Origin of the sequence: Flintibacter porci, assembly GCF_041925195.1 — a bacterium.
GTDB classification, from domain to species: Bacteria; Bacillota; Clostridia; order Oscillospirales; family Oscillospiraceae; genus Lawsonibacter; species Lawsonibacter porci.
This window is the reverse complement of the sequence record NZ_JBHEVB010000010.1, coordinates 21,444-44,527: the sequence shown is the minus strand read 5'-3', so window position 1 is coordinate 44,527 and position 23,084 is coordinate 21,444. Positions and strand designations below refer to the sequence as shown.

At 55.7% G+C, this 23,084-nt stretch carries 21 protein-coding genes and 1 tRNA gene; 8 read left to right on the top strand and 14 right to left on the bottom strand.

Features of this window, described 5'->3' with window-relative positions:
• Positions 1 to 128: 128 nt before the first annotated feature.
• Both gctB and ACEVJL_RS11665 read right to left on the bottom strand, forming a co-directional pair.
• Positions 129 to 932: a glutaconate CoA-transferase subunit B gene (gene gctB, locus ACEVJL_RS11670; RefSeq protein WP_008982777.1), complete on the bottom strand. Its 804-nt coding sequence runs from the start codon at positions 930 to 932 to the stop codon at positions 129 to 131.
• A gap of 21 nt (positions 933 to 953) precedes the next feature.
• Entirely contained in the window at positions 954 to 2,051 is a 1,098-nt protein-coding gene (locus ACEVJL_RS11665; RefSeq protein WP_008982778.1) for a CoA transferase subunit A, read from the bottom strand.
• 263 nt (positions 2,052 to 2,314) lie between these two features.
• On the opposite strand from ACEVJL_RS11665, the gene ACEVJL_RS11660 reads away from it, so the two are divergent.
• A complete protein-coding gene (locus ACEVJL_RS11660) occupies positions 2,315 to 3,166 on the top strand; it encodes a helix-turn-helix transcriptional regulator (protein ID WP_151075424.1) in 852 nt (283 codons plus the stop codon).
• Positions 3,167 to 3,220: 54 nt separating this feature from the next.
• Here the strand turns inward: ACEVJL_RS11660 and ACEVJL_RS11655 are convergent, their stop codons facing one another.
• From ACEVJL_RS11655 to ACEVJL_RS11600, 12 genes are all read right to left on the bottom strand, one after another.
• Entirely contained in the window at positions 3,221 to 4,099 is an 879-nt protein-coding gene (locus tag ACEVJL_RS11655) for a YitT family protein (RefSeq protein ID WP_008982786.1), read from the bottom strand.
• 13 nt (positions 4,100 to 4,112) lie between these two features.
• Positions 4,113 to 4,640, bottom strand: coding sequence for a CDP-diacylglycerol--glycerol-3-phosphate 3-phosphatidyltransferase (gene pgsA, locus ACEVJL_RS11650; protein WP_008982787.1), 528 nt, complete (start codon positions 4,638 to 4,640; stop codon positions 4,113 to 4,115).
• Positions 4,641 to 4,671: 31 nt separating this feature from the next.
• On the bottom strand, positions 4,672 to 5,997 hold the full coding sequence (rimO, locus tag ACEVJL_RS11645) for a 30S ribosomal protein S12 methylthiotransferase RimO (RefSeq protein WP_325208169.1): 1,326 nt from the start codon (positions 5,995 to 5,997) through the stop codon (positions 4,672 to 4,674).
• Positions 5,998 to 6,023: 26 nt separating this feature from the next.
• Positions 6,024 to 6,641, bottom strand: a complete 618-nt coding sequence (locus tag ACEVJL_RS11640) for a regulatory protein RecX (protein WP_374737966.1) — start codon at positions 6,639 to 6,641, stop codon at positions 6,024 to 6,026.
• Positions 6,642 to 7,751, bottom strand: coding sequence for a recombinase RecA (gene recA, locus ACEVJL_RS11635; protein WP_008982790.1), 1,110 nt, complete (start codon positions 7,749 to 7,751; stop codon positions 6,642 to 6,644).
• Positions 7,752 to 7,819: 68 nt separating this feature from the next.
• Positions 7,820 to 8,710, bottom strand: coding sequence for a peptide chain release factor N(5)-glutamine methyltransferase (prmC, locus tag ACEVJL_RS11630; RefSeq protein WP_374737965.1), 891 nt, complete (start codon positions 8,708 to 8,710; stop codon positions 7,820 to 7,822).
• Positions 8,711 to 9,204: 494 nt separating this feature from the next.
• Positions 9,205 to 10,188 carry a DUF1385 domain-containing protein gene (locus tag ACEVJL_RS11625; RefSeq protein ID WP_235398327.1) on the bottom strand — a complete coding sequence of 328 codons (984 nt, stop codon included), beginning with the start codon at positions 10,186 to 10,188 and terminating at the stop codon, positions 9,205 to 9,207.
• Positions 10,189 to 10,276: 88 nt separating this feature from the next.
• Complete coding sequence (locus ACEVJL_RS11620; RefSeq protein ID WP_235398326.1) at positions 10,277 to 11,704, bottom strand: sensor histidine kinase; 1,428 nt, start codon at positions 11,702 to 11,704, stop codon at positions 10,277 to 10,279.
• Positions 11,705 to 11,915: 211 nt separating this feature from the next.
• A complete protein-coding gene (locus ACEVJL_RS11615; protein WP_008982794.1) occupies positions 11,916 to 12,605 on the bottom strand; it encodes a response regulator transcription factor in 690 nt (229 codons plus the stop codon).
• Between the two features lie 26 nt (positions 12,606 to 12,631).
• A complete protein-coding gene (locus ACEVJL_RS11610) occupies positions 12,632 to 14,077 on the bottom strand; it encodes a hypothetical protein (protein ID WP_151075420.1) in 1,446 nt (481 codons plus the stop codon).
• A 185-nt stretch (positions 14,078 to 14,262) separates the two neighbouring features.
• Positions 14,263 to 16,185: a sensor histidine kinase gene (locus ACEVJL_RS11605; RefSeq protein ID WP_374737964.1), complete on the bottom strand. Its 1,923-nt coding sequence runs from the start codon at positions 16,183 to 16,185 to the stop codon at positions 14,263 to 14,265.
• Positions 16,186 to 16,881, bottom strand: coding sequence for a response regulator transcription factor (locus ACEVJL_RS11600; protein ID WP_020990034.1), 696 nt, complete (start codon positions 16,879 to 16,881; stop codon positions 16,186 to 16,188).
• Between the two features lie 365 nt (positions 16,882 to 17,246).
• Between ACEVJL_RS11600 and ACEVJL_RS11595 the strand changes: the two genes are divergently transcribed.
• The 7 genes from ACEVJL_RS11595 to ACEVJL_RS11565 all read left to right on the top strand — a co-directional run bounded on the left by ACEVJL_RS11595 (position 17,247) and on the right by ACEVJL_RS11565 (position 22,948).
• A tRNA-Leu gene (locus tag ACEVJL_RS11595) sits at positions 17,247 to 17,331 on the top strand.
• Between the two features lie 344 nt (positions 17,332 to 17,675).
• Positions 17,676 to 18,350, top strand: coding sequence for a hypothetical protein (locus ACEVJL_RS11590; RefSeq protein WP_374737962.1), 675 nt, complete (start codon positions 17,676 to 17,678; stop codon positions 18,348 to 18,350).
• A gap of 73 nt (positions 18,351 to 18,423) precedes the next feature.
• Entirely contained in the window at positions 18,424 to 19,113 is a 690-nt protein-coding gene (locus ACEVJL_RS11585; protein ID WP_374737961.1) for a hypothetical protein, read from the top strand.
• 51 nt (positions 19,114 to 19,164) lie between these two features.
• Entirely contained in the window at positions 19,165 to 20,313 is a 1,149-nt protein-coding gene (locus tag ACEVJL_RS11580) for an antirestriction protein ArdA (protein ID WP_374737960.1), read from the top strand.
• Positions 20,314 to 20,473: 160 nt separating this feature from the next.
• Complete coding sequence (locus ACEVJL_RS11575) at positions 20,474 to 21,112, top strand: hypothetical protein (RefSeq protein ID WP_374737959.1); 639 nt, start codon at positions 20,474 to 20,476, stop codon at positions 21,110 to 21,112.
• A complete protein-coding gene (locus tag ACEVJL_RS11570; protein ID WP_374737958.1) occupies positions 21,054 to 21,914 on the top strand; it encodes a hypothetical protein in 861 nt (286 codons plus the stop codon). The genes ACEVJL_RS11575 and ACEVJL_RS11570 overlap by 59 nt, the downstream gene beginning before the upstream one ends.
• Positions 21,914 to 22,948: a hypothetical protein gene (locus ACEVJL_RS11565; RefSeq protein WP_374737957.1), complete on the top strand. Its 1,035-nt coding sequence runs from the start codon at positions 21,914 to 21,916 to the stop codon at positions 22,946 to 22,948. Before ACEVJL_RS11570 ends, ACEVJL_RS11565 begins: the two co-directional genes overlap by 1 nt.
• Positions 22,949 to 23,084: the final 136 nt, after the last annotated feature.

The following is a 23,084-nucleotide window of genomic DNA, read 5'->3' as shown; positions in this document are numbered from 1 at the left end:
ATGGCTGCCGCACCTTAAAACAGGCATACAGGCACTGGCTCAAGCCAAATACCCACTAAGATCAATCCGATCAGCAGCAAAACGATCCAGAGGATCCCACCTTTGTGTTTCATCCGCGTCTTACTCTCTTACTCCTTGGGGACCTTGATGAAGGCCTGGCCGGGGTCGATCTCCTCGCGGATCAGCTTGATGATGTCGGGGCTGGGACCCTCCATCAGCTCAGCGCGGGACACGTCGATCTCGAAACCGGTGTTCTCCTGAACCATCTCGGGGCTGGAGAACGGATAGTAGTAAGCCAGGTACATCCGCTTGGTCTCCTCGTCGAACTTCATGATGCCCAGGTCGGTAACAACCATCTGGGGACCACGGTTGCCGGGCAGGCCAGCGCGCTCACGGCCGCCAGGGCCGTCCATCCAGCCGCAGGAGGTGATGTAGTCGATCTTCTCCATGAAGCGGCGCTTCTGGTGCTGCATCATAATGATGGTGTTGCAGTAGGTGGCAATGCCGTTGGCGCCGCCGGAACCGGTGAAACGGGTCTGGGGCTTGACATAGTCGCCCTTGCCGTAGATGCAGGTGGAGTTCACGTTGCCGTAGGGATCGATCTGGGCGCCGCCGATGAAGGCCACCAGACGGTCGGCATCGTGCAGCCACTCATTGGCCTCAAAGCCGATGAAGCGGATGTTGGGCCACTGCACAGCACAGTGAGCCATGAAGCGGTTGTCACCCACGGAGCGGGGCACTTCCACGGGGGAGCAGTCCATCAGGCCGCTCTCTACGATGGGATGACAGGAGGGGCAGACAGCCCGCTTGGCCAGGGAGGCGCCGATCAGAGGAAGGCCGGTGCCCACGATGACGATCTGATTCTCCTTAATGTTCTTAGCAATGGCGTAAGCCTGCATCTCCTGCTTAGTGTACTTAGTATAATCAGACATGACAATATACCTCCCTACTTCTTAGTGTCTGGTGGAATAACCCAGGTGGGGCTCGTTCTTCAGGCGCAGCAGACGGGAACCGCCCACCTTGTCCAGCAGCTCGTCGTTATCCTTGACGCTGTAGACCCACTTATCCAGATAGTCCTTGAAGGTCTCGGGGATGGCCACGCCGGCCTCAGCATCCTCAGCAGCCTTCTTAGCCTTGGCAGCAGCCTCGGCCAGCTTGGCGTCGTCGGGCTTGGCAGCGGCAGCCTTCTCAGCCTTGGCAGCGGCCTTAGCCAGCTGAGCCTTGGCATCCTCGGCGTCCTGATACTTGGAGGCCTTGTCGTACTCCTTCAGAGCGTGGGAGTCGTTGTCGTAGTAGTTGTAGCACTGAGAGGGCCAAGCGCCGTAGGGGCAGTGGACAACAGCGTCCACGCACTGACCGAAGATGCGGGTCAGGGTAGGATCGCGGCGGATGTACTCGTCGCTGACCAGATCCTCGCAGGTGACGATGACCTTACGGGCGGCAACAGCGATGTCCACATCGTGGAACTCGTCGCCCTCGATGATGCAGGTGCCATCGGGAGAAGCCTTCTGCACGTGGATGATAGCGGTGTCCAGCTTTGGCACGGGAACAGCAACAACCTTCTCACCGGGGTTGAAGGGGTTCTCCACCTCAACGCACTTCAGGTCGTCCACCTTGTCCAGGGTCTTGCGCTGCTCCTCGCTGATGCCCCAGTACTTCATCAGACCGGAACCCTGCATCAGACGCACGGGCAGGAAGGGCAGGCCCAGAGAAGCGGCATGCAACTGAAGCATCAGCACGTCCTGAGAGTAGTCCTCGTAGGTCAGCTGGCCCTTCTCGATGGCAGCACGGAAGCGGCGGGAAACGTTGGTGTAGCCGGAGTTAGCGGTATAGCAGTTGATGTAAGCCTTGACACGGCCCTCACCGATCAGCATATCCCAGTCGCCGCCGGCAGGACCGGCCCAGACGGTGAAGTCCTTCTGGCCCTGACGCAGGATCTCGGCCACCGCGGCATAGGGCTTACGGTTGGTGGTAAAGCCGCCGAAGGAGATGCAATCTCCGCTCTCGACGAATTTCGCAACCGCGTCGTGCAAGGTGTAGACTTTGTTCATAATGAAAACCCCCATTACACAATTTTTTGATGTACGGTTTTTATTCCCTGACTTCGTGTGATTTCCAAAATTACACGCTTTGGTTCATCTTGTGCTAGTCTATCACAAGATGTGCAAAAGGTCTTTGGAGAACTTGGCGAAAAGTTTGCATATATTCGCTTCCCGTGCTATAATGCTATCATAACACAACCAACAAAAACGGGCAAGTCTCTGCCCTTTGTTTTTGCTTGAATTGTACAGTTCTTCCAGCGGGAGGCCCTTATATGACCAATGTTGACTTCCATCTTCAGCTCAACCACAATGAAACCTGGAGCATGAGCCGGCTCCATTTCCATGACTACTATGAACTTTTTCTGCCCCTCACCAGCCCGGGCAATATTTTTGTCAGCGACCAGGTCTATCCCCTGCGCCGCGGCACTTTATATTTAATTGGTGAAAATACCCTCCACCGCACCATTGCCACCGGCTTTCATGCCCGCTATGTGCTTCACGTCAGCCGCAAGACTCTCTCCGACCTGTCTACCCCCCAGACCGACTTTATGCAGCTGACCCGGGACAGCTTTCTTCGCGCTGCCATGACCAGCGAGCAGATGATTGAGATCATCGAGCTCTTCCAGGCTCTGGAGCGCAACAAAAACGACGGCAGCTTCGGCAGCGATATCCACCAGACCATTGCACTTTTGAATCTGCTGCTGCGGGCCGCCCCGATTCTCACCTCTGCCACCGCCGGCGACGCAGTGCGCAACAAGGATTTCCTCCGGGTCGCTCCTATTCTGGACTATATCCGCAATAATCTCTCCGAGCCTTTGACCCTGGACCAGATCGCCAACCAGTTCTATATCAGCAAGCACTATCTGTGCCGCATCTTCAAATCGGCCACCGGCTTCTCCGTAATGGAGTACATTATCTACAGCCGGGTTCTGCGGGCCCGTCAGCTTCTTAAGGAAGGTGTAAGCGTCCAGCAGGCCGGCGAGATGTCCGGCTTCTCCGACAACTCCCACTTTATCCGCACCTTTGGTCATCTCACCGGCACCTCCCCCGGACGCTATGCCCGAGAGTATCAGACCAGCGACCAGGTTCTGCTGCGGGAAAACGGGAAGTCCGGGAAAGGCTGATTTTCACACTGCGCATAAAAAATGGAGCGGCATATGCCGCTCCATTTTTTGTATTTAATCTCTGGGCCTGCGGTAGAAGTTTCCCGCCAGGCGCTCGGTACGCAAGACATTGATAAATGCCTTGGGATCCGCCTGATGGACCATACGGGTCATTTTCCGAACCTCACCCACATAGACCACTGTGTAAATCAGAACACAGCGCTCGCCGTTGTAAAGTCCCACACCCTCAACCAAGGTTGCAGTATGGTGCAATTCCTGAATCTGGGCACACACGCCGCCAGCGCTTTCCCGTCCGGTGACAATGAGCACCGTAACCTGTGTGCTGTCCGGGTCCATAACTCGTACGACCTGGGTCGAGGCAAACTGGAAAATAATCGAGTACAAGGCCGATTCCCAGCCGAACAGGGCGCCTGCGATCAGCAGCATCACCACATTGCCCGCCAGGATGTAGTTCCAGGTACTCACGTTCCACCGCTCCATCAAGGGAATAGCAATGAAGTCGGTGCCGCCGCTGGTGATGCGGACATAGAGGCAAATACCAATGGACACACCGTTAATGAGTCCACCGAACACCGCCACCAGCAAAGGATCCTCCGTAATGGGGAAAGAGGGTACCAAGTCAGTAAAAATACTGGTAAGTACGATGACAAAGCAGGACCAAAGGGTGAAGCGCTTGCCCACGTACTTCAGGCAGAAGAGGGCAGGCAAAGCATTGATGGCGATGTTAATGGGGCCAAAGGGAAGCTCTACTCCCGCAAACTCCCAGGCACATCGCATAATCAGGCGGGTCAGTCCGGTAAAGCCTCCCGGGAACAGATCTCCCGCCTGAACGAAGCTGTTGAGGTTTACTGCTACGATCAGCGCAGAAATGGTGGAGATAATCAGCCGTGCAACCACCGATTCTGCCAGATCCCGCTTTTTTATCTGGTTCACGCTGACACCTCGTTCACTTTACCTCAGACAGAACGTCCAAATTCTTCATAAAATATTCTACGCCCGACCAAATGGTGGTCAGTACGATCACCGCTACACAGATCGCGCTGAGCTCCACAAACCGGGGCAGCAGCAGCATCAGGCAGATGCAGACCATGGTGGAAGCGGTCTTTACCTTGCCGGACCATCCAGCAGCAATGACCCGTCCCTTGTCAGCGGCCACCATCCGCAGGCCGGACACGGCAAACTCCCGCACGATGACAATGAGCAGCGCCCAGCCCGGCATGTGGCCAATCTCTACAAACCACAGCATGGCGGCCGTCACCAGACATTTATCCGCCAGGGGATCCATAAACTTGCCGAAGTCGGTAGTCTGGTTGTAGTGCCGGGCGATGTATCCGTCCAGCGTGTCAGTGAGACTGGCTACGATAAAAATGGCCAGCGCCCAGTAGTTGGCCCCCGGCACATGCAGGTAAAGCACCAGCAAAAACAGGGGGATCATAACCACCCGAGCCAGGGTCAGCTTATTTGCGGTATTCATGAGAATATTCAGCTCCTCTTACTCTTCTTCCTTACTCTTCAATCTCACCGGTCAGATCGCCGTCGGACACACCGGTGATGCGCACATGGACAAACTCGCCGGCCGGCACCAGTCCTGCAGCGGTAAAGTACACGTGGCCGTCGATCTCCACCGAGTCGGCATAGGTCCGGCCCACGAAGCATCCCGCCTGGCTGTCAAAGCCCTCGCAGAGCACTTCCATCACAGTTCCCAGGCGCTCCTCGTTGTACTCATCCATAATCCGGGACTGGAGATCCACTACCAGCTCTACCCGGCGGGCCGCCACATCGGGGTCCACCTGGTTTTCCATCTTCTCAGCCAGGGTACCCTCCTCCGGGGAGAACTGGAATACACCGGCCCGCTGAAGCTTCTGTTCTTTGAGGAACTCGCATAGCTCCTCAAATTCCGCCTCGCCCTCGCCGGGCAGACCACAGATCAAAGAGGTGCGGATCACCACATCGGGGATGGCTTTGCGCAGACGGGCAAACAGCTCTTCCAGCTCTGCCTTTGTGTTACGGCGGCGCATCGCCTTCAAGATCCCGTCATTGCAGTGCTGGATGGGGATGTCCAGATAGTGGACGATCTTCTTCTCGCTGGCAATGACCTCCACCAGTTCGTCGGTGATGGCCTCGGGATAGAGGTAGTGCAGGCGGATCCAATGGAAGGGCAGCTTACACAGCTCCTTCAAAAGGCCTGCCAGTGTGGTGCCATCCCCCAGGTCGCTGCCGTAGCGGGTAATGTCCTGAGCAATGACGATAAGCTCCTTCACCCCGGAATCAGCCAGAGACTTGGCCTCCTCCAGCAGATGGTCCATGGTGCGGCTGCGGTAGCGGCCACGAAGTTTGGGGATGATGCAGAAGGCACAGCCGTTGCTGCATCCCTCGGCAATTTTCAAATAGGCGGTATAGGGAGGCGTGGTGACCATCCGCTCCCCGTCGTCATAGGCCCGGTCGATCCGCTCAAAGTGCTCCGGCCGCTCCCCGGCCATCAGCTCCTCCACGGCGGTAACCACATCGGTGTAGCTGCCGGTTCCCAGCATACCGTCCACCTCAGGCAGTTCCTTACGAATGTCATCGGGGTAGCGCTGGGTCAGGCATCCGGCCACCAGCAGCTTCTTCAGCTTGCCGTCCTGCTTGAGCTGGGCCAGCTCCAAGATATTTTCAATGGCCTCGCTCTTGGCCGACTCAATAAACCCGCAGGTATTCAGCACCGCCACGTCAGCCCCCTCAGGCTCTCCGGTGACGATGTGACCTGCCTTGCGGCACAGGGCCATCATCTGCTCGGTATTCACCAAGTTCTTCGCACAGCCCAGGGAGACAAAGGCAATCTTATAAGGCATCATATCGCTCCTAATCTCATAGTTTTTCAATCCAGATCGTCCCGGCTGTACCGGTCCAGGACCGGCCGGATCTCCTGCCATTGGTAGCCCCGGCGCAGCAGCGCGTCGGAAACCCGCTTGAGTTCCCGGCGATCTACTTCTTTCCCGGCAAGCTTCTTGGCCACGAAGGCCTCAATGGCGTTTGTAGGATCCTGAGCCTCTTCCAGGGCCTGCTCCCACATCTCCCGGGGCACTCCCCGGCGGTAGAGCTCGTCCTGGAGTTTCCGCACACCATAACCCTTTCCAGAGTAGTGGCGCACCACGGTACAGGCGTACCGCTGATCGTCCAACAGGCCCAGTTCCTCCAGCCGGTCACAGATCTGGGCAGTTTCCTCCTCACTGGCCTCCCAGCTCTCCAGCTTGCGCTCCATCTCCCGGCGGGAGATGGGCTTGGAGGCCGCCAGATTGAGGGCTTTTTCTTTCAGCCCACTCTTCCGGGTAGCCTGGGTGATGGCCCGGAGTTCTTCCTCGGTCAGTTCCTTCCCGCTGTACAAAGAGAAGTTCAGCACCTCATTTTCGCCCACACGGAGCAGGGTTCCGTCCTCCAGCTGGGCCAGCCATCGGCCCTGAACACGCTGGGAGGGCTTGAGCTGTACGATCTTCACTTAGTCCTCGCCGTCCTGGAAGTCGTCGGCGGAAATATCCACCGCACGTCCCGCAGCCCGGGCAGCCGCCTGGCCCTGCTTGGACAGGAGCTTGAAGGAGTTGGCACGGATCTTGGCCTCCAGCTCGTCGGCCAGATCGGGGTTATCCCGCAGGAACTGCTTGGCAGCATCCCGGCCCTGACCCAGGCGCAGTTCGCCCATGGCAAACCAGGAGCCGCTCTTCTGCACCAGGTCCAGCTTCACACCCAGGTCGATCAGCTCACCCACCTTGGAGATGCCTTCGCCGTACATGATATCAAACTCCGCCTCCCGGAAGGGGGGAGCTACCTTATTCTTCACGATCTTGGCTCGGGTGCGGTTACCGATGATTTCGGAGCCGCTCTTCAGAGCCTCGATGCGCCGCACGTCGATACGCACGGAGGAGTAGAACTTCAGCGCCCGGCCGCCGGTGGTGACCTCGGGGTTGCCGTAAACCACGCCCACCTTTTCACGCAGCTGGTTAATGAAGATCACGATACAGTTGGTCTTGGCGATAGAGCCGGCCAGCTTACGCAGAGCCTGGCTCATCAGCCGGGCCAGCAGACCCACGTGGCTGTCGCCCATGTCGCCCTCGATCTCCGCCCGGGGAGTCAGGGCTGCCACCGAGTCCACGACCACCACGTCGATAGCGCCCGAGCGCACCAGAGCTTCACAGATCTCCAGACCCTGCTCGCCGGTGTCAGGCTGGGCAATCAGCATGGAGTCGATATCCACGCCCAAGGCCCGGGCATAGGTGGGATCCAGGGCATGCTCGGCGTCGATAAAGGCCACCTCGCCGCCCCGCTTCTGGGCTTCGGCCACTACATGGAGGGCCAGGGTGGTCTTACCGGAGGATTCCGGTCCATAGATCTCAATGATACGGCCCCGGGGCATACCTCCGATGCCCAGAGCCAGGTCCAAGGAGAGAGAGCCGGTGGGGATGGACTCCACCATCACGTCCACATTCTCTCCCAGACGCATAATGGAGCCCTTGCCGTAGGCCCGCTCGATCTGGGCCATGGCGGTCTCCAACGCTTTCTTCTTATCCGAGGCGGGAGCGGCGCTCTCCACCACAGGCTTTTTGGTTGCCATATCTGATTACTCCTTTTCTTCCGTCGGCGGCCGGGCCGCCCAGCTCTCCCGCGCCGGCGGGCACGGGTTTATCCGTTGATAGTTCCCTCCACAACACGCCAGATTCCCTGGGTGTCAGCGGTGGTCTGGATCTGTTCAAATCCGTTCTGGGCCAGAATATTTTCCACATCCGGAGCCTGTCCGATTCCTACCTCAAAAATGAGAGAGCCGCCCAGACGGATGGCGTTTTTCCATTTAGCAGCAATAAAGCGGTAAAAATCCAGACCGTCTGCGCCGCCGTCCAGAGCCATGTGAGGTTCGTAGTCCTTTACGCTGTGGTCCAGTCCTTCAATGTCTCCGGTGGGGATGTAGGGAGGATTGCTCACAATTACGTCAAAATCCCACAGAGAGGAGGCGGGGGGCTCCATGGCGTTCACCGACAGGCAGGTCACCCGGGCGTTAAGCTCATTGCGGCGCACATTCTGCTTGCACACCCGCAGAGCACCCTCGGACAGCTCGCCCAGCACCACCCGGCAGTCGGGGGCGTTGGCGGCGATGGCCAATCCCACACAGCCGCTTCCAGCGCACAGATCCAGCACCCGGGCTCCCTCTCCCGCCGCTCTGGCCCGCAGGATGCCCCGCTCGGCCAGCACTTCGGTATCGATGCGGGGAATGAGCACGTCGTTGGAGATATTCAGGGGCAGTCCGTAAAACTCCCACTCGCCCACGATATAGGCCACCGGCTCTCCTGCCAGGCGGCGCTGCACCAGCTCTTCCACCCGGCGCTCCATCTCGCCCGAAACATACAGGGGCATGTCCCGGTAAAACTGCTCCCGGCTCTTATCCGCTGCATAGCAAATAAGCTCCCGGGCCTCCAGCTGTCCTGCCTCGATCCCTGCCTTACGCAGGCGCGCCCGAGTATCCAGGAATAAATTGTTATAGGTGGTAGCCATTGCCTCACCTTCCGTCTTGTTTTCCATACTGAGAGGAATATCTCCTCGGTTTTCTCTGGTTTGCAATTGAAATTTGGGGTTAGGACAGGCTGCGCGCTTCGGGATCACGCTGCGCTTTGGGTCCATGGCCGGGTCGCTTTCGCTGCGTCTCGGGCACAAACCAGCCCCGCATAGCGGGCCTTGGGTTCTCACCCTCGCTGCGCTCCAAGCTCCCCTATGGACCTAAGCTCCGCGCTTCGCGCTGTCACGCTGCGGGCTGGGCGCATGGCCGGAACGACAACTCCTCCGACTCCGGGCAGACCCGTTTCAGCCTTTGGCTGTCCCTGGGCTCTGCCCATCCGCTCCGGAGTCTGTCGCTCCTATGCGCCTGCCCTCCGCGCTTCGTATTCACGCTGCGGCGGCTGCGCAACGCGCGGCTTCCCTCCGTCTCGGACTTGGAACAGGGCCGCTTCGCGTCCCTTCGGTTCCTCGTCCTCGCTCCGGTCCATCCGCGCTGCTCCGCACGCCTTAAGCGCTTCTTCTTACCACGCGTCCTCGCCCTTATTCTCCGGCAGCACCAATTCCAGAGCCTTGATGCCCACCTCGATCATAGAGTCGTCCGGTTCAAAGGTGGTAAAATTCTGGAGCCACAGGCCGGGAGCCACCAAAATACGGGTCACAAGCCCATCGTGGCGTCCCGCCCAGCGGTTAAACTCATAGCTGATGCCCACAATAACAGGCAGCATGGCCAAATGAGCCAAAAACCGCCAAACCACATGGTGAACCGGCCAAATGGCAAAGACCACCGTGGAGACCAGGATAGAGATGGCAATCACCATAAACAAAAAGCTGGTACCGCAGCGGGGATGGTGTCGGGGCTGTTTGCGCACATTTTCCACCGTCAACGGCAGTCCCGCCTCATAGCAGAAAATGGTCTTATGCTCCGCTCCGTGGTATTGAAATACCCGGCGAATATCCTTCATATGGGAACACATGGCCAAATAGCCCACAAAAATCACAATTTTCAGTACGCTCTCCGCTACATTGCGCACCAGCATGGAGTCCGTGACCAACGTCACAGCGCTACCCAACAGGGTGGGCAGCAGGAAAAACAGGCCGATAGACATGCAGATGCCCAGCACTACTGCCACCATTACAATGACAGATGCAGCCTTTTCACTACCCAGCGTCTTTTCCAGCCAAAGCTCAAACTTGGAGGGCTCCTCGGGCTCTTCCTCCTCTTCCGGGAAAAACTCGGCGGAATACATCAGCGCCTTTACGCCCTCCACCATAGAGGCCACAAAGGTCACCACCCCCCGCACAAGAGGCAGGCCCAGCAGGGGATATTTATCCTTGATCAGCTTCAGCTCACTCTCCCGAATGGCCAGCTGACCGTCGGGCTGACGCACCACGATGGCCTGCTTCTTTGGCCCGCGCATCATGATGCCTTCGATCAGCGCCTGACCGCCGCACATGGTCTTGAAACCGCCCTTCGGGCAGGCGCAGTTTTTTTGCTCTGTTGACATGAATCTTGTTTCTCCTTTTTTCCAGGGACAGGCAGACCCACAGGTATTCTATCAAGTTCCCATGGGAATTGCAACCGGAAATTCGAACTTATGTTTCAATTGGCAGACGGAGCGTCACCAGGCAGCCTCCGCCCTCGGCATTTCCAATGTCCAGAGTTCCCTCATGGCGGGTAACGATCTCTTCACATACGGCCAGACCGATACCGGAACCTCTGGCCTTGGAACTTCCTTTATAGAACTTGTACTTTACGTGAGGCAGCTCCTCCTCCGGGATGCCGGGACCGTAGTCCCGAATACGGATGACTGCAAACTCCTCTTCCTGGGCAATGGACACATCGATGCGTTTGCCCGAGCCGCCGTGCTTGCCTGCATTGTCCAGCAAGTTGCAGAATACCTGGCGCAGCCGCTCCGGGTCGCCGCTGATGGGTACCGCCTCCTCCGGGCAATCCTGATAGGTAAGCTCGATACCCTCCCGGCGGAAGAACTCCCGGTAGGTATACACCGCGTCCTCCAGCTCCGCCTTCAGGTCTAGAGGCTCCACCGACAAGGTGAACCGTCCATCCGACATCCGGGAGAACTCCAGCAGCTCCTCCACCATGTTGGTCAGCCGCCGCGCCTCAGAGACGATAATATCCATACCCTTGCGCACATCCTTGGGGTCTCGCAGTTCGCCGCTCTGGATGGTCTCTGCCCATCCGGTGATGGCGGTCAGAGGGGTGCGCAGTTCGTGGGAGACAGAGGAGATAAACTCCGACTGGGTCTTTTCGGACTGTTTGATTTTCAGGGACATATCGTTGATGGTGTCGGTCAGTTCGCCGATCTCATCATCAAACTTTTTCTCAATCTGTACGCCGTAGCTGCCGTCGGCAATGAGCCGCGCCGTCTCGGTAATGCTGGCCAACGGCTCTACAATGGAGCGCACAAAGTAGAGGTTGGAGAAATACACCAGAGCAAGGATCACCGCCCCCAGCAGGCATGCCAAGGCGACGGACAGGAAAAATTGCCAGTCAATGGCCACCAGAGAGGTTACATACCGCACGATGGCCACGGTCTGCCCATGGTAGACCACCGGAGCAGAAGCAGCTACAATCCGCTCCCCGGTGTGGGGGTCGGTTCCCATCCACGCCTTGGACTCCTGGTTGACCAGTACGCTCTGGATATCGGGTGTGCCCGGCGTGGTACCGGCCGCCAAGTCATTACTGGAATACTGTACCGCTCCGGTCACATCCAGAAATTGCAGTTCCAGTTTGGTCTTGTTCTCAAATTCCTGCACCGCGCTTTGGGCGTTGCCCCAAAACTGGCTGCGGGTATAGGAGGCAAATCCCCGTGCCCGGTCCTCTGCCTGGCGCTGCAGATCATTGATCGTTGTGGTGTAATAATAGCTCCACATGGCTGCGGCAAAGGTGCCCAACGCCATGGCCAGCACCAGCAGCACCACGCCTACACTGTTGATGAGCCAGCGCCGCCGGATACCCCGGATCTTCACTTTATCGGTTACAACGACCTTCTTGGCCATTTGAGCACCTCCCCTCTTAAGTCTCGGGTTTCCGCAAGGTTTTATGGTTTTTCATGATTTTGTGTCCGCGCTTTGGGATCACGCTGTGGCGGCTGCGCAACGCGCGGCTTCCCTCCGTCTCGGGCTTGGAACAGATCCGCTTCGCGTCCCTTCGGTTCCGCGCCCTCGCTCCGGTCCATCCGCGCTGCTCCGCACGCCTCCGCGCTTCTCTTTAACTCCCCCACTTATATCCATAGCCCCACACAGTGTTCACATAGGTGGGCTTGGTGGGATTGTCTTCGATCTTGATGCGCAGGCGGCGGATGTTCACATCTACAATTTTCAGCTCGCCAAAATAGTCCTTGCCCCATACGGCATCCAGGATCTCCTCGCGGGACAGTGCTTTCCCGGGGTTTTCCATAAACAACTTGACGATTCCGTACTCCACCTGAGTCAGCTTCACCCGCTGGCCGTTCTTTTCCAAGGTACGGTTGCGGGTATTGAGCAGGAAAGGAGGCTGGCTGATCTCGTCAGGCGAGGTCTCCTCTTCTTCCCCACCGGTACGGCGGAACAGGGCATCCACTCGGGCGGTGAGTTCCGCGGGAGAGAAGGGTTTTGTCACATAGTCGTCCGCTCCGGTCATCAGGCCGGTGACCTTGTCCATCTCCTGGGTACGGGCGGTAAGCATAATGATGCCGATCTTATTGTCCATGGCACGAATACGGCGGCAGACCTCAAACCCATCAATACCAGGCAGCATAATATCCAGCAGAGCCACCTTGATCCCCGGGTTTTCTTTCAGCGCCACCAGGGCGTCCTCTCCGGTAGCGGCCTCAATGGTTTGATACCCCGCCCGCTTCAGGTTGATCACCACGAAACTGCGAATGTTCTCTTCATCTTCCAATACAAGAACTTTTCTCACGGTTTTCCTTCCTTTCGCAGCACAGTTCAGTCTGACCATCCGCTCTGGATCAGCTTGAAGGCCGAAACCAGTTCAGTCTCGTCCATCCCGCAGTCCCAGGAGGAATTATAGAACGATGCGGCATACACCGCGTTCTCCTCCTCCCGCAGGATAAAGCGGTTAGAGGTATTGGCCCGGTTGGTCTGACTGGTAAATTTGTAGATTACCAGGAAGGGACTGGGATCTCCGCTCCCCTCCAGGTGGTAGAAGATCACCGCCCGCTGGCCGCTGATCGCGTCATAGCGGGAGATGGTAATACAGTCCTTCCAGGTGTCCGGAATGATCAAATACCATCCGTCGGTTACATTGTGGTACGTAGTGCAAACTTCAATGCGCTGGCCGCTGCTGTCATACTGATACCAGTCAATCAGCCAGTAGTCCGATGCGGTACTGTCTTCCTGTCCCGGCAGCGGGCTGGGCTGAGGCAGCTCCAGCACTCCGTCTCCGTTCACATCCGAGGGCTCCAGATCCACATAGCGGCTGAGAGTCTCCCGGCTGATCCCGGTCTCCGGAGCCAGGCTGATATTGGTGAGCTTTCCCTGCTGATAGGCGATCACATCCACGACATGACTGCCGTCAGACAGCTCCGAAGAGACATACAGCGCCCGGACCGGCGGATCGCCATTGATGAAGTTCTCTTCCACTCCGCCCCGGCCTACGCTCACCACACCGGTTGACAATGGAGCGGTGCTCAGTTTTTTGAAGGCACTGTCCTTCCAGCCGTACACATCCACACCGCTGTTGGTCAGGGAGGGATCGATGCGCACAATCGCAACCTCTGTACGGGAATCCTGGTCAATATCGGTTAAGATATAGTCTCCATAGGCGGTAGTCATCCACTCCGAGCCCCGCAGATCATCGTTCTGCACGGATGCAGCGCCGTTTTTACTGGAATTGGCCATTTGCAGCCGGCTGCGGCTCATGGGCGCTTCCACAGAATATACACCCAACAAATATGCGCCGGTACTCATCTGCCAGCTGACCACAACTTCTTTGTAGCCGCTGCCGTCCAGATCTGCATAGTCCACCCGATAGATGGCGGAGCCATCTCCCTCCAGCATGGCGCTGACAGTGTAGATGTCATCTTCACCTTTGGTAAAGAAGAAAATCTTCTGAGGCTTCTCTGCGCCAGGCACACGGAAAAAGGTAACTGCGGTCTCCCGCTGTCCGTCTCCGTCCATATCCTGAAGCTGGATGAGGGCGGTGTTGTCACCGGAGAGGACCGACGTATCCTCCACTTCGGTCACACCATACTCCTGGGCCAGCTTCCCCTTGACTTCCCGAATCTTCTGGGTCAGATTTTCATAGTCCGCAGAGCGCTCCGGACTCTGGTAAAGCTCCTCGGGAGAGCGGAAAAAGCAGCCTGACAGTACCAGCGTCAGCGCCATGAGCATGGCAGCCAGCACCCCTGCTGAAATCCATCTGTTCTTCATGGCACCCGCTCCTTTCCTTCTTCTGCCTTTCGGCTCTAGTTCCATAAAAGTCCTGTTTATCATCATACCATAAAAAGAAAGAAAAGAATATGGATTTTTCGAAAAATTCCAGCTCTTTTTCCGGCATTATCACGAAACAAGCGCGCAGCAGCATTCGTATGCTGCCGCGCGCCCGGCGTAAAATATCAGGATGCTTGGGGCATGGTGACCAGTGCTTTAAACAGGTCTCCATCCACCACCAGTTCAAAGGTTCCTCCCTGCAGTTCGGTCAGGCTGCGGGCAATGGACAGTCCCAGCCCGGATCCTTCCGTGGTACGGGAGGTATCCCCCCGGACAAAGCGTTCCATCAGACGCTCTGCCGGAATGTTCAGTGCCTCTCGGGACACATTTTTGATGGCCAGCGTAACGCTGCCCTTACCCCGGATGAGTTCAATGTAGATTCTCGTCCCCTCCAGAGCGTATTTTGCACAGTTGCCCAGCAGGTTATCGATCACCCGCCACAGGTGCCGCCCATCGGCGTAGACATAGCTCTCTCCCTCCGGTTCAGTGCACACTACGGTCAGTCTGCGCTCTTCCAGCTTCTCTTCATACTCTCCCAGCGCCTGGCTGAGCAGCTGGCTCATCCCGATCCGCTCCCGGTTCACCGACAGCGCACCGGTGGACGCCTTGGACGCCTCCACCAAATCCTCCGTCAGTTTCTTGAGCCGCTGAGACTTCCGGTCCAGAACCTCAATATACTCCTGGGCCTTGGGATCGGTCTGCTGGGTAGATTTCAGGAGATTGACATAGTTGATAATCGAAGTCAGAGGCGTTTTCAGGTCGTGGGATACGTTGGTAATGAGCTCTGCCTTGAAGCGCTCGCTCTTCATTTTCTCATCTACGGCGGTGTTCAAGCCGCTGGAAATGTTATTGAGTGCTTCAGCGTGCTCTCTCAATTCCCCGGGAAGGCGGGTCGTATCGATTTTGTGGTTTACGTTTCCGGAGGCAATGACCTCGGTTCCCTTCCGGATCCGGCGGAAACCCGCAGACCACCAGCATACTGCAATCAAAGCCACAACATTCACGCACATACCGGGTAGCGGACGATAGTAGGACAGCGGCTCCCAGTAGTCCGCAAAGAAGATCACACCCAGATATCCAAGAAAGGCCAACACACTTTTCCATGTGACAGGCAGATTTTTCACAAAATATGCCAGGCTGGACCGCACCCAGACGATCAGCCGGAGAATCAGCGTGGTATGGACCAAATTATGAGTTTTGCAGCGCACCGTAATGGTCCGCACCACCAGGGCACCGATACCAGCGCAGCCAACGATAACTACTCCAGCCAAGGGGATACTTTTCCGAACCGCAGCATCCCCGTACTCCCACCAATACAGCAGAGAGTCAAGCTGTTCCACAAGCATATAGCCGCCAAAGATTACGCCCCCTACCAGCAGAAGGAGATAAAACTCCAGCGGAATCCGCTCCTGCCAGGTACCTGCGCATTCCTCCTGCTCCGGTTTGTGGCCTGAACCCCACAGGGCAAACAAAAACAGCCCTGCCGCCGCAGTTCCCAGTGCAATGGTCAGCCCCATATAGAAGTTGAAATTGGTATAATCTATGGCAAAATCTGCATATACTTCATAAAGTTCATCGTGTATTTCCATCTTCTCCATCGGTATAACCCCATAGAGCAAGATTCCAGAGTATTCTTCCCAAGTTACGGTATCGACTTCCTGAACCTGTTGTTCCAAGGTTCCTGCAGACTCATCCAAATTGGTATAAATAACTTGGCTTCCGTCTTTCGTAAGAAATTGGTATCGGAAATTGGTATTGCTCCGGTTCAGTTCTTCCTCTTTCTGCTTTACCTCGCTGCGGTAAATCTGTTCCGTCTCAAAATCCAAAGCACCTGTCAGTGCATTCTGGGAATCCACATAGACTTTTACCCGTCCTATGTAGTCATCCAGCACTCGGGAAAATCTTCCCGTATCCTGCGGTATACTGTCGTTGACACAGGACAGGCCCAGAATGGTCTTCTGTCCGAACACAGCACAGCCCCATACCGCCACCAGGAACAACACCCAGGCCGCCAGACGGATCAGCAGGTTCTCCTGCAGTTTCCGCACTTAAATACCTCCCTTATCCATCTTATAGCCCAGGCCCCAAACCACCTTCAGGTACCGAGGCTCGGCAGGATTGATCTCAATCTTCTCCCGCAGGTGCCGGATGTGTACAGCCACTGTGTTCTCCGAGCCGTAAGCAGGGTCATTCCACACCTGCTCATAGATCTGCGCCGAGGAAAATACCTGGCCCGGGTGAGTCATCAGCAGCTTCAGGATGTTATACTCAATGGGGGTGAGGGATACCGGCTCCCCATCCACGGTTACCAGCTTGGCGCCGTCATCCATAGAGATAGGCCCTACACTCAAAAGACCAGGCGCCTTCTCAGCTCCGCCCAGAGCAGTATACCGCCGCAGCTGGCTCTTTACCCGGGCGATCACTTCCAGGGGATTGAAGGGCTTGGTGATATAGTCATCTGCACCGATATTCAGGCCCAGAATCTTGTCGTTATCCTCGCTTTTCGCCGTCAGCAGAATGATGGGAACATTGCTTCCCTCCCGCAGCTTGGCAGTGGCGCGAATGCCATCCAGCTCGGGCATCATAATGTCCATGAGAATCAGGTGAATATCGTTCTGCTCCACCGCCCGCAGAGCTTCATTGCCGTTATACGCCTTGACTGTCTTATATCCTTCGCTGCTCAGATAGATATCCAGGGCGGAAACGATATCTTTGTCATCATCACAGATCAAAATGGTGTGCATGCTGTCCTTCTCCTTTACAAAATGTTCTCTCATTGGTAGCATAGCACAGTCCTTTTAAGATGCAAGGCTTAAAATCTTAAGAACCGCTAAATTTTCTTCCAATCCTCCAGTTCCAATCCCTATGGTTATTTTTCTCTTGCAAATCAGGGTAAATTCGTGTATAATACATGTTGCCTTTGCCGGTGTGATGGAATTGGTAGACGTAGTGGACTCAAAATCTTGTTCGTCCATTCACAGGCGTTTTTGTAGGACCCTTGGTATTACAGCATATTTTCAACTGAATAACAGCATTTGGTTTTAATCTCCCTCCCGCATATCCCTCCAAAATCAGAGATATGCGGGACACAGGGAATTAAAATATAAATGCCGGTGTGGCGGAATTGGCAGACGCACCGCACTCAAAATGCGGCGGAGCAATCCGTGCCGGTTCGAGTCCGGCCACCGGCACCATAAAAGCAAAACAGTATAGATGCCGTAGGCCAGAAGCCTACGGCATCAACTGTTTCCGGGCTTTTTGAGCTCGAAAATTCACCGATGATTCCATAGATGCCAACCACTGTTTCCCCCTAACTGGTGGGACTCGAACCCCCCTCTGCTCAGAGGTTGGCAAAATCAAAACCATGTGGCGCCCTTTTTGAATCAGTATTTTTCAAAAAGGGCGCTATTTTTCTGCCAGTAGAATACACAAAGTTTTGGGCGTCAATTTGTTGGTCGTGATAGGCCAATTGATTGGTGCCCTTTTTCATTTTCAAACAATTTCAAAAAGGGCGCTAAGATTCAGGAGGTAAAACAAGATGGATAGAGAACAATTTTTCCGAGAACTTTGCACGGTACTTGGCCGAGAAGGCTTCACCACACAGCCGGAGCAGGAGGACCTCCTCCCGGTGGAATGGGATAGCCGCCCTCTCTGCCGAATCACAGAGGGCGGAGGTGTTCGCTACTGGCAAGAGGATGTGGCCACTTCGGAACGGGAGCAGGCCTGTGAGCGGGCCACCAATCTGGCCTGCATGGTGCAGGAGTACATGACCTTGATGGAACAGGCTCCCCCGCTGAAGGCTCAGGGGCTGTCGGGAGATTTCAGGGTGCTGGCTGATTTCAACGGAACGGTTCTGGCCGGACATCCGACCCAATATGGTGTCCACTTTGTTACCTGGGACTGGAACTTTGACCGCACAGGTCTTAACTACGGACGCTACTTTCAGGAAAACTATTCGGGCGCCAAGCAGGACTTCGCCACCCGGTCCGGTCTCATCTCGAAACAGCAGGTATTCAATGAGGCACAGCTTACTGAAATTTACCGCTGCTGTGCTGATACCCTGGACGCCGGATTCGATTTGACCTATGACCAGGAACAATGCATCAAAGGCGTTCAGGAACAGATCCTGAGCGGAATGCCCAATATCCTGGATCACATCAATGAGCAGGAGCAACACTCTACGGATTCTCAAAGCCAGGAACTGACAATATAATACACCGAGCGCTGGAGTTTTAGAAGCAAGACTCCGGCGCTTTTTTTATTTCACCGAAAGGAGATCACTACCCATGACGCGCCACTTTATGAGAGATACCCCCTTGCACCAGATGGAGCAGATGATGATGACCCCGCCTCATTTTAAGCCCAGAGGCTACGGCCTGCGCCGCTCTGGATTCCGGTATCAGGCCAAGGATGTGGACTGTGAATACTGCATGAATTACTCTTGCAGGAACCTCTGCCCTCTGGACCAGTGCATTTGTCTGGAGGAACGGATTGAAACCGGGGCTCTCAGCCTTGAGGACCTGCTCCGAGACTGTCTCCACGGCAATCTGAAAATGCGGCTTTGGAGGCGGTTGGCACAGGAGATATACCCATATCCTCTGCAATTATTCCGTACTGACGAACACCGCAGACGCTGGATGCACTGGCGAACACGCTACCGTCGATTGTCGCAACGCAACCAGGCAGCGTTGTTTCTCCTGACAGCCTACGATGATATCTGGCGCAGGGTGATCTGGAAAGTCGAAGATGATGGCTTCGATTTTGACTCCGTCCGGCTCGCCGGCATCCAGACGGAGCTTTACAGCGTTTATCAGGCAGCAAAGGCAATTTCCATTGGCAGCCAAAACATTACCATTGCTGATCTCGCATCCCGTGAACTGGTCACAGATGAGGCGTTCCAACTGATTATCTGCGCTCTGCTTCTGGCCAGGTATGGTGATGCGATTTCAAATTTAGAAAGAAAGGGTGATTCCTAAAGCATGATGGAAGCAGTTTTAAGCAATTCGGACCATCCGGAGTTCGGAGAAGTGACCATTCCGCTTCCCATCCCCAGGGAACAATACGACCACTGCATAGAGTTGGTGAATGCACTTGAAATTGGAAGTGTTGTTGCTCCCGACTGCCATGTCAATGAGATCTGCAAAGGGTGGCCGGTATTTTATCGTCTGGAGGGGATGCAGGTCAATCTGGACGAGCTGGATTATCTGGCTAAGCGGCTGGAGAGCTTCGATGTCGGTGAGTACGCACAATTCCAGGCCATGGCCGAAAAGCTGGATCTCACCAGTATGAAGGATCTGATTAACCTGACCTTCTGCTGCCAGCAGGCAACGGTTATTACGGATTTTTCTGACTTGGCAGCCATTGGCCGCAGCCACTATCTGAACACCCACGGTGGATGTGCCAGCACCGAGGAGTTGGAACATCTGGATGGTGAGGAAACGGCAATTCTTATGATTGAAGGCAGCGAAGGTACCGTCACACGCTACGGCGTGGTTTATGACAACGGTATGCAGCTCTCGCAACTCTACGATGGAAAGCATCTCCCCGGCTACCACTATGAAGCGGATATGATCATGGTGGGATTGGTTTCCCGGCAGGAACCGGAGAATACCAAAAATGTCACCTGGATATACCTCCCCGCATCCAAAGGACAGATCGAGCGCGCCATACAGCGCAGCGGCATTGTCGATCCCAAGGATATGTGTTTCCGCATGGGTGACAGCATGTTCCCGGAGGAAGTGGATGTGGCACTGGACTTTCGCTGTGAAGACATCTATGAACTTAACTATCTGGCGCAGGCTGTGGGTAAACTCTCCCATGATGACTGCATCAAACTGGGTGCTGCTGTGAGCATAGCCGGACCGGAGTGTGCCAGTCAGATCCGTCATCTGGCCGAGAATCTGGTTCTCTTTGAGTTTGCCCCCGGCGCTCACACCCCTGCCGAATACGGAAAATACATGATCCAAGAATCCGGCCATTTTGAGTACGACCCCAACCTGGACGAGTTCTATGACTACGAGAGATACGGCCTGCAGCACATGGATCAGGAGTCTGGTATGTTCACCAACCGCGGCTATATCGCCTACCAGGGTACACTGAGTCTGGAGGAATTGATGATGGAAGATCCGATAGAAGCACACGAAACGGAATACGGATTGCAGATGGGAGGAATGTAAATGAAAAAGAAAATCGTAATTACGCTGGCATCTCTGGCAGCAATGGGAGCGGCTGTTGCGGGCTATCTCCATTTTTCCGGCAAAACGCCTTTTGGCCATAGCTATTTCCGCTGAGTAGTGATATGTTGTGTAGCTATACCAGCACGAAGGGAGTGAGAAAATGAGCAACAAAACGATTGCCGAGTTTTTGGAGCATCATAAACAGTTCAGCCATTTCAGGCCCGCTTCTCATGAGGAGGCGGGTCTCTTTTATTCGGAGCCGGATCAGGCGCTGGATGAGGCGCTGGGTACGGTGGGACATCTCCGCATGGACTTTGGCTCTGGCGGGAAAGAATTTTTTCATACCTGGTGGCCTCATAACGAAGACCAATTCAACACCGGGGAATTTAAGGACGACCTTCAGGAAGTTGTGGATGCCCTTCGTGCGGATGGCCCGCTGAAGGATCTGTCCGCAATGAGAACCTACTGTCATCAGAATGGTGGATCAATTACGCAGGATGGCCGGAGTTATGGTTACATCGCAGAAACGAAGCATTACCGTTACTGCCTGCGCTGCACCCCGTTTCCCGGCGACCACCAAGGGTATCTCTACTGTTACGACCTGCGTCAGCAGCAGATGGCCCATCAGAACAAACCGATTGGCCGAGTGACATTCGCCAGCGGTGAACAGATGGAATTTACGGACGCCGCAACATTCCTGCAGTCCATTCGGGATGAGCTCCCCTATCAGCGTTGCCACAATGATCGACCTGGCCTACAGCACAGACTGCTGCCATGTGGTCAACGCCACAACGGATGAGCAGCTGGGCAGATTCTACGCCGAGAATGATTTCATCCCCACCCTTGAAAAAGTCCCCGACTCCATCTTTGAGTATCTGGACTTTGAAATGCTCGGCAGAAAAGCTCGATTTGAGGAAGGCGGTGTCTTTGCAAGCAACGGATATGTCACACAGCATACCGAACTGAAGCAGGTATATGAGACGCTGGATCTCATGCCTTCGGCTCCCTCCTATGCCATCCGCCTACTGGCCGGAAGCTCGCCCATGGACTCCGATGGCCTGCCGGAAAAGCAAGTATATCTGAACCTCCCCGCAGCACAGGAGGCGTTGGATCATGTGCTGGCGATGTGTGAAGCGCCCTCCTGGCGTGAGATGGTCTTCTGGGCAGAAGATGGCGCTGTCCCGGATTTTCTGGAGAGTACGGACTGTGACGATATCCAGGAGCTTAACGAACTGGCAAAGCACCTCAAATGCCGGGAAAACAGCGGAGAGCTTTCCAAACTGAAGGCGGTAATCCTTGCAACGGACTGCCACGATGTCGAAACCGCCATTCAGATTTCCGAGAACCTGGATAACTACCTGTTCGAGCCTGACCAGAGGAATCCCGAGGAGGTTGCATCCGAGGAGCTTCGGTTCATTGTGGACGAGCAGTCCCTCTCGATTCTGAAGAAGCATGTCAGTCTCTACAACTATGGCCTGGATGTCATGGCCACCAACCATGCTGTGCTGACTCCCTATGGACTGGTACAGCGCAGAGATGGCAACGAGCTGCTCCAAGCCCAGGAACACCCGTCTGAGCGCAACGGAATGGAGATGATGTAGTGAACGCTCAACAGTCTGACCTCTTCGATTTGCTGGATGGCCTCGAAATGACCAAATCCCAGCACGACTGGCTGGAGCGGCGATTCGGAAACATGACAGTCAAAGAAAACCTGCTGTTTCGGGGCGCCATGCAGATCGAGCGCCCCCAGATTACTGCCGATGTGATGCTGATTGCCAATCAGCTGGATCACTACGACCTGTTCTACGGTGCTGGGGACGATGCCCGGCTGGGCAAATTCGTCATGGAGCAGATCCAGCGCCCCTCCTCCCAGATCCGAGCATTCCTTGACCCGGAGAAAGTGGGGGCAACTTACCGTCAGAAAGGTGGGAACACCTTCTGCGACGGACACTTCATCAAGGTCATCTCTCTGATCGATCCGTTCCTGGACGGCGACCCGACGCTGAATCCCGACAAAGGTGACTACGGTATCCGGGTCAAGCTGGCAAGCCGCTCCAACACGGAAGGCGTGTGGGTTGGATTTCCGGATACCGGCGAGTATATGGATACCGCACACCCGGATGAACTTCTCCTGGCGCTGGACGCACTGGAGGCGGAGTCTTTGACCGAGTGTATCGCCGTGGATGTGGACTGCTGCCTCCCGCAACTGGAGGACATTCTCTCCCAATATAGCTCTGCGGCGGAGCTTGTCCGTCATGCCATCGACTTTGGCTATGCCTGGGGGGAACAGGGGCAAGGCGAACCCCGGTGGCTGGATAAATGGCAGGCTGTTATGGAGCTGGAGGACTGTCACCGTCTGGATTACGCTCTGGATCTGGCGCAGAACCTCCATTGCTACAACTTCATGCCGCGGGACATGGAACTGGCTGAATACGGCAAAACGCTGGCGAAACAGGACGGCGTCTACCCCAAGGATGAACTGCTCGCCTCCTGCTTTGATGCGGAGGGTTATGCCGAACAGAGGATGCGGTTCATGGGTCTGTCCGCCGCTGAGCACGGTTTCGTATCCTGGAATGGTACTGAGCTGGTCTTTGAGTACAGTCAGCCGGATGTGGAGCCTACCATGACCATGTGAGAAACCTACGCACAGACCAGACTTCGCCGGAACGGAGGTGATAATACAAGTAAAATCAAATATCTTGAAAGCTGCAGGGGCCGTTACCCGAATCGGGACAAACGGCCCCTGATTTCTTTGCGCTCTTTTCGGGTAA

Bases quoted from the DNA above. Each gene is read 5' to 3' on its own strand.
- pgsA (WP_008982787.1), bottom strand. From the start codon at position 4,640: ATGAATACCGCAAATAAGCTGACCCTGGCTCGGGTGGTTATGATCCCC.
- ACEVJL_RS11575 (WP_374737959.1), top strand. From the start codon at position 20,474: ATGAGCAACAAAACGATTGCCGAGTTTTTGGAGCATCATAAACAGTTC.
- ACEVJL_RS11665 (WP_008982778.1), bottom strand. From the start codon at position 2,051: ATGAACAAAGTCTACACCTTGCACGACGCGGTTGCGAAATTCGTCGAG.
- ACEVJL_RS11660 (WP_151075424.1), top strand. From the start codon at position 2,315: ATGACCAATGTTGACTTCCATCTTCAGCTCAACCACAATGAAACCTGG.
- ACEVJL_RS11585 (WP_374737961.1), top strand. From the start codon at position 18,424: ATGACGCGCCACTTTATGAGAGATACCCCCTTGCACCAGATGGAGCAG.
- ACEVJL_RS11570 (WP_374737958.1), top strand. From the start codon at position 21,054: ATGATCGACCTGGCCTACAGCACAGACTGCTGCCATGTGGTCAACGCC.
- ACEVJL_RS11590 (WP_374737962.1), top strand. From the start codon at position 17,676: ATGGATAGAGAACAATTTTTCCGAGAACTTTGCACGGTACTTGGCCGA.
- ACEVJL_RS11600 (WP_020990034.1), bottom strand. From the start codon at position 16,881: ATGCACACCATTTTGATCTGTGATGATGACAAAGATATCGTTTCCGCC.
- ACEVJL_RS11610 (WP_151075420.1), bottom strand. From the start codon at position 14,077: ATGAAGAACAGATGGATTTCAGCAGGGGTGCTGGCTGCCATGCTCATG.
- ACEVJL_RS11625 (WP_235398327.1), bottom strand. From the start codon at position 10,188: ATGTCAACAGAGCAAAAAAACTGCGCCTGCCCGAAGGGCGGTTTCAAG.
- recA (WP_008982790.1), bottom strand. From the start codon at position 7,751: ATGGCAACCAAAAAGCCTGTGGTGGAGAGCGCCGCTCCCGCCTCGGAT.
- rimO (WP_325208169.1), bottom strand. From the start codon at position 5,997: ATGCCTTATAAGATTGCCTTTGTCTCCCTGGGCTGTGCGAAGAACTTG.
- ACEVJL_RS11620 (WP_235398326.1), bottom strand. From the start codon at position 11,704: ATGGCCAAGAAGGTCGTTGTAACCGATAAAGTGAAGATCCGGGGTATC.
- gctB (WP_008982777.1), bottom strand. From the start codon at position 932: ATGTCTGATTATACTAAGTACACTAAGCAGGAGATGCAGGCTTACGCC.
- prmC (WP_374737965.1), bottom strand. From the start codon at position 8,710: ATGGAAAACAAGACGGAAGGTGAGGCAATGGCTACCACCTATAACAAT.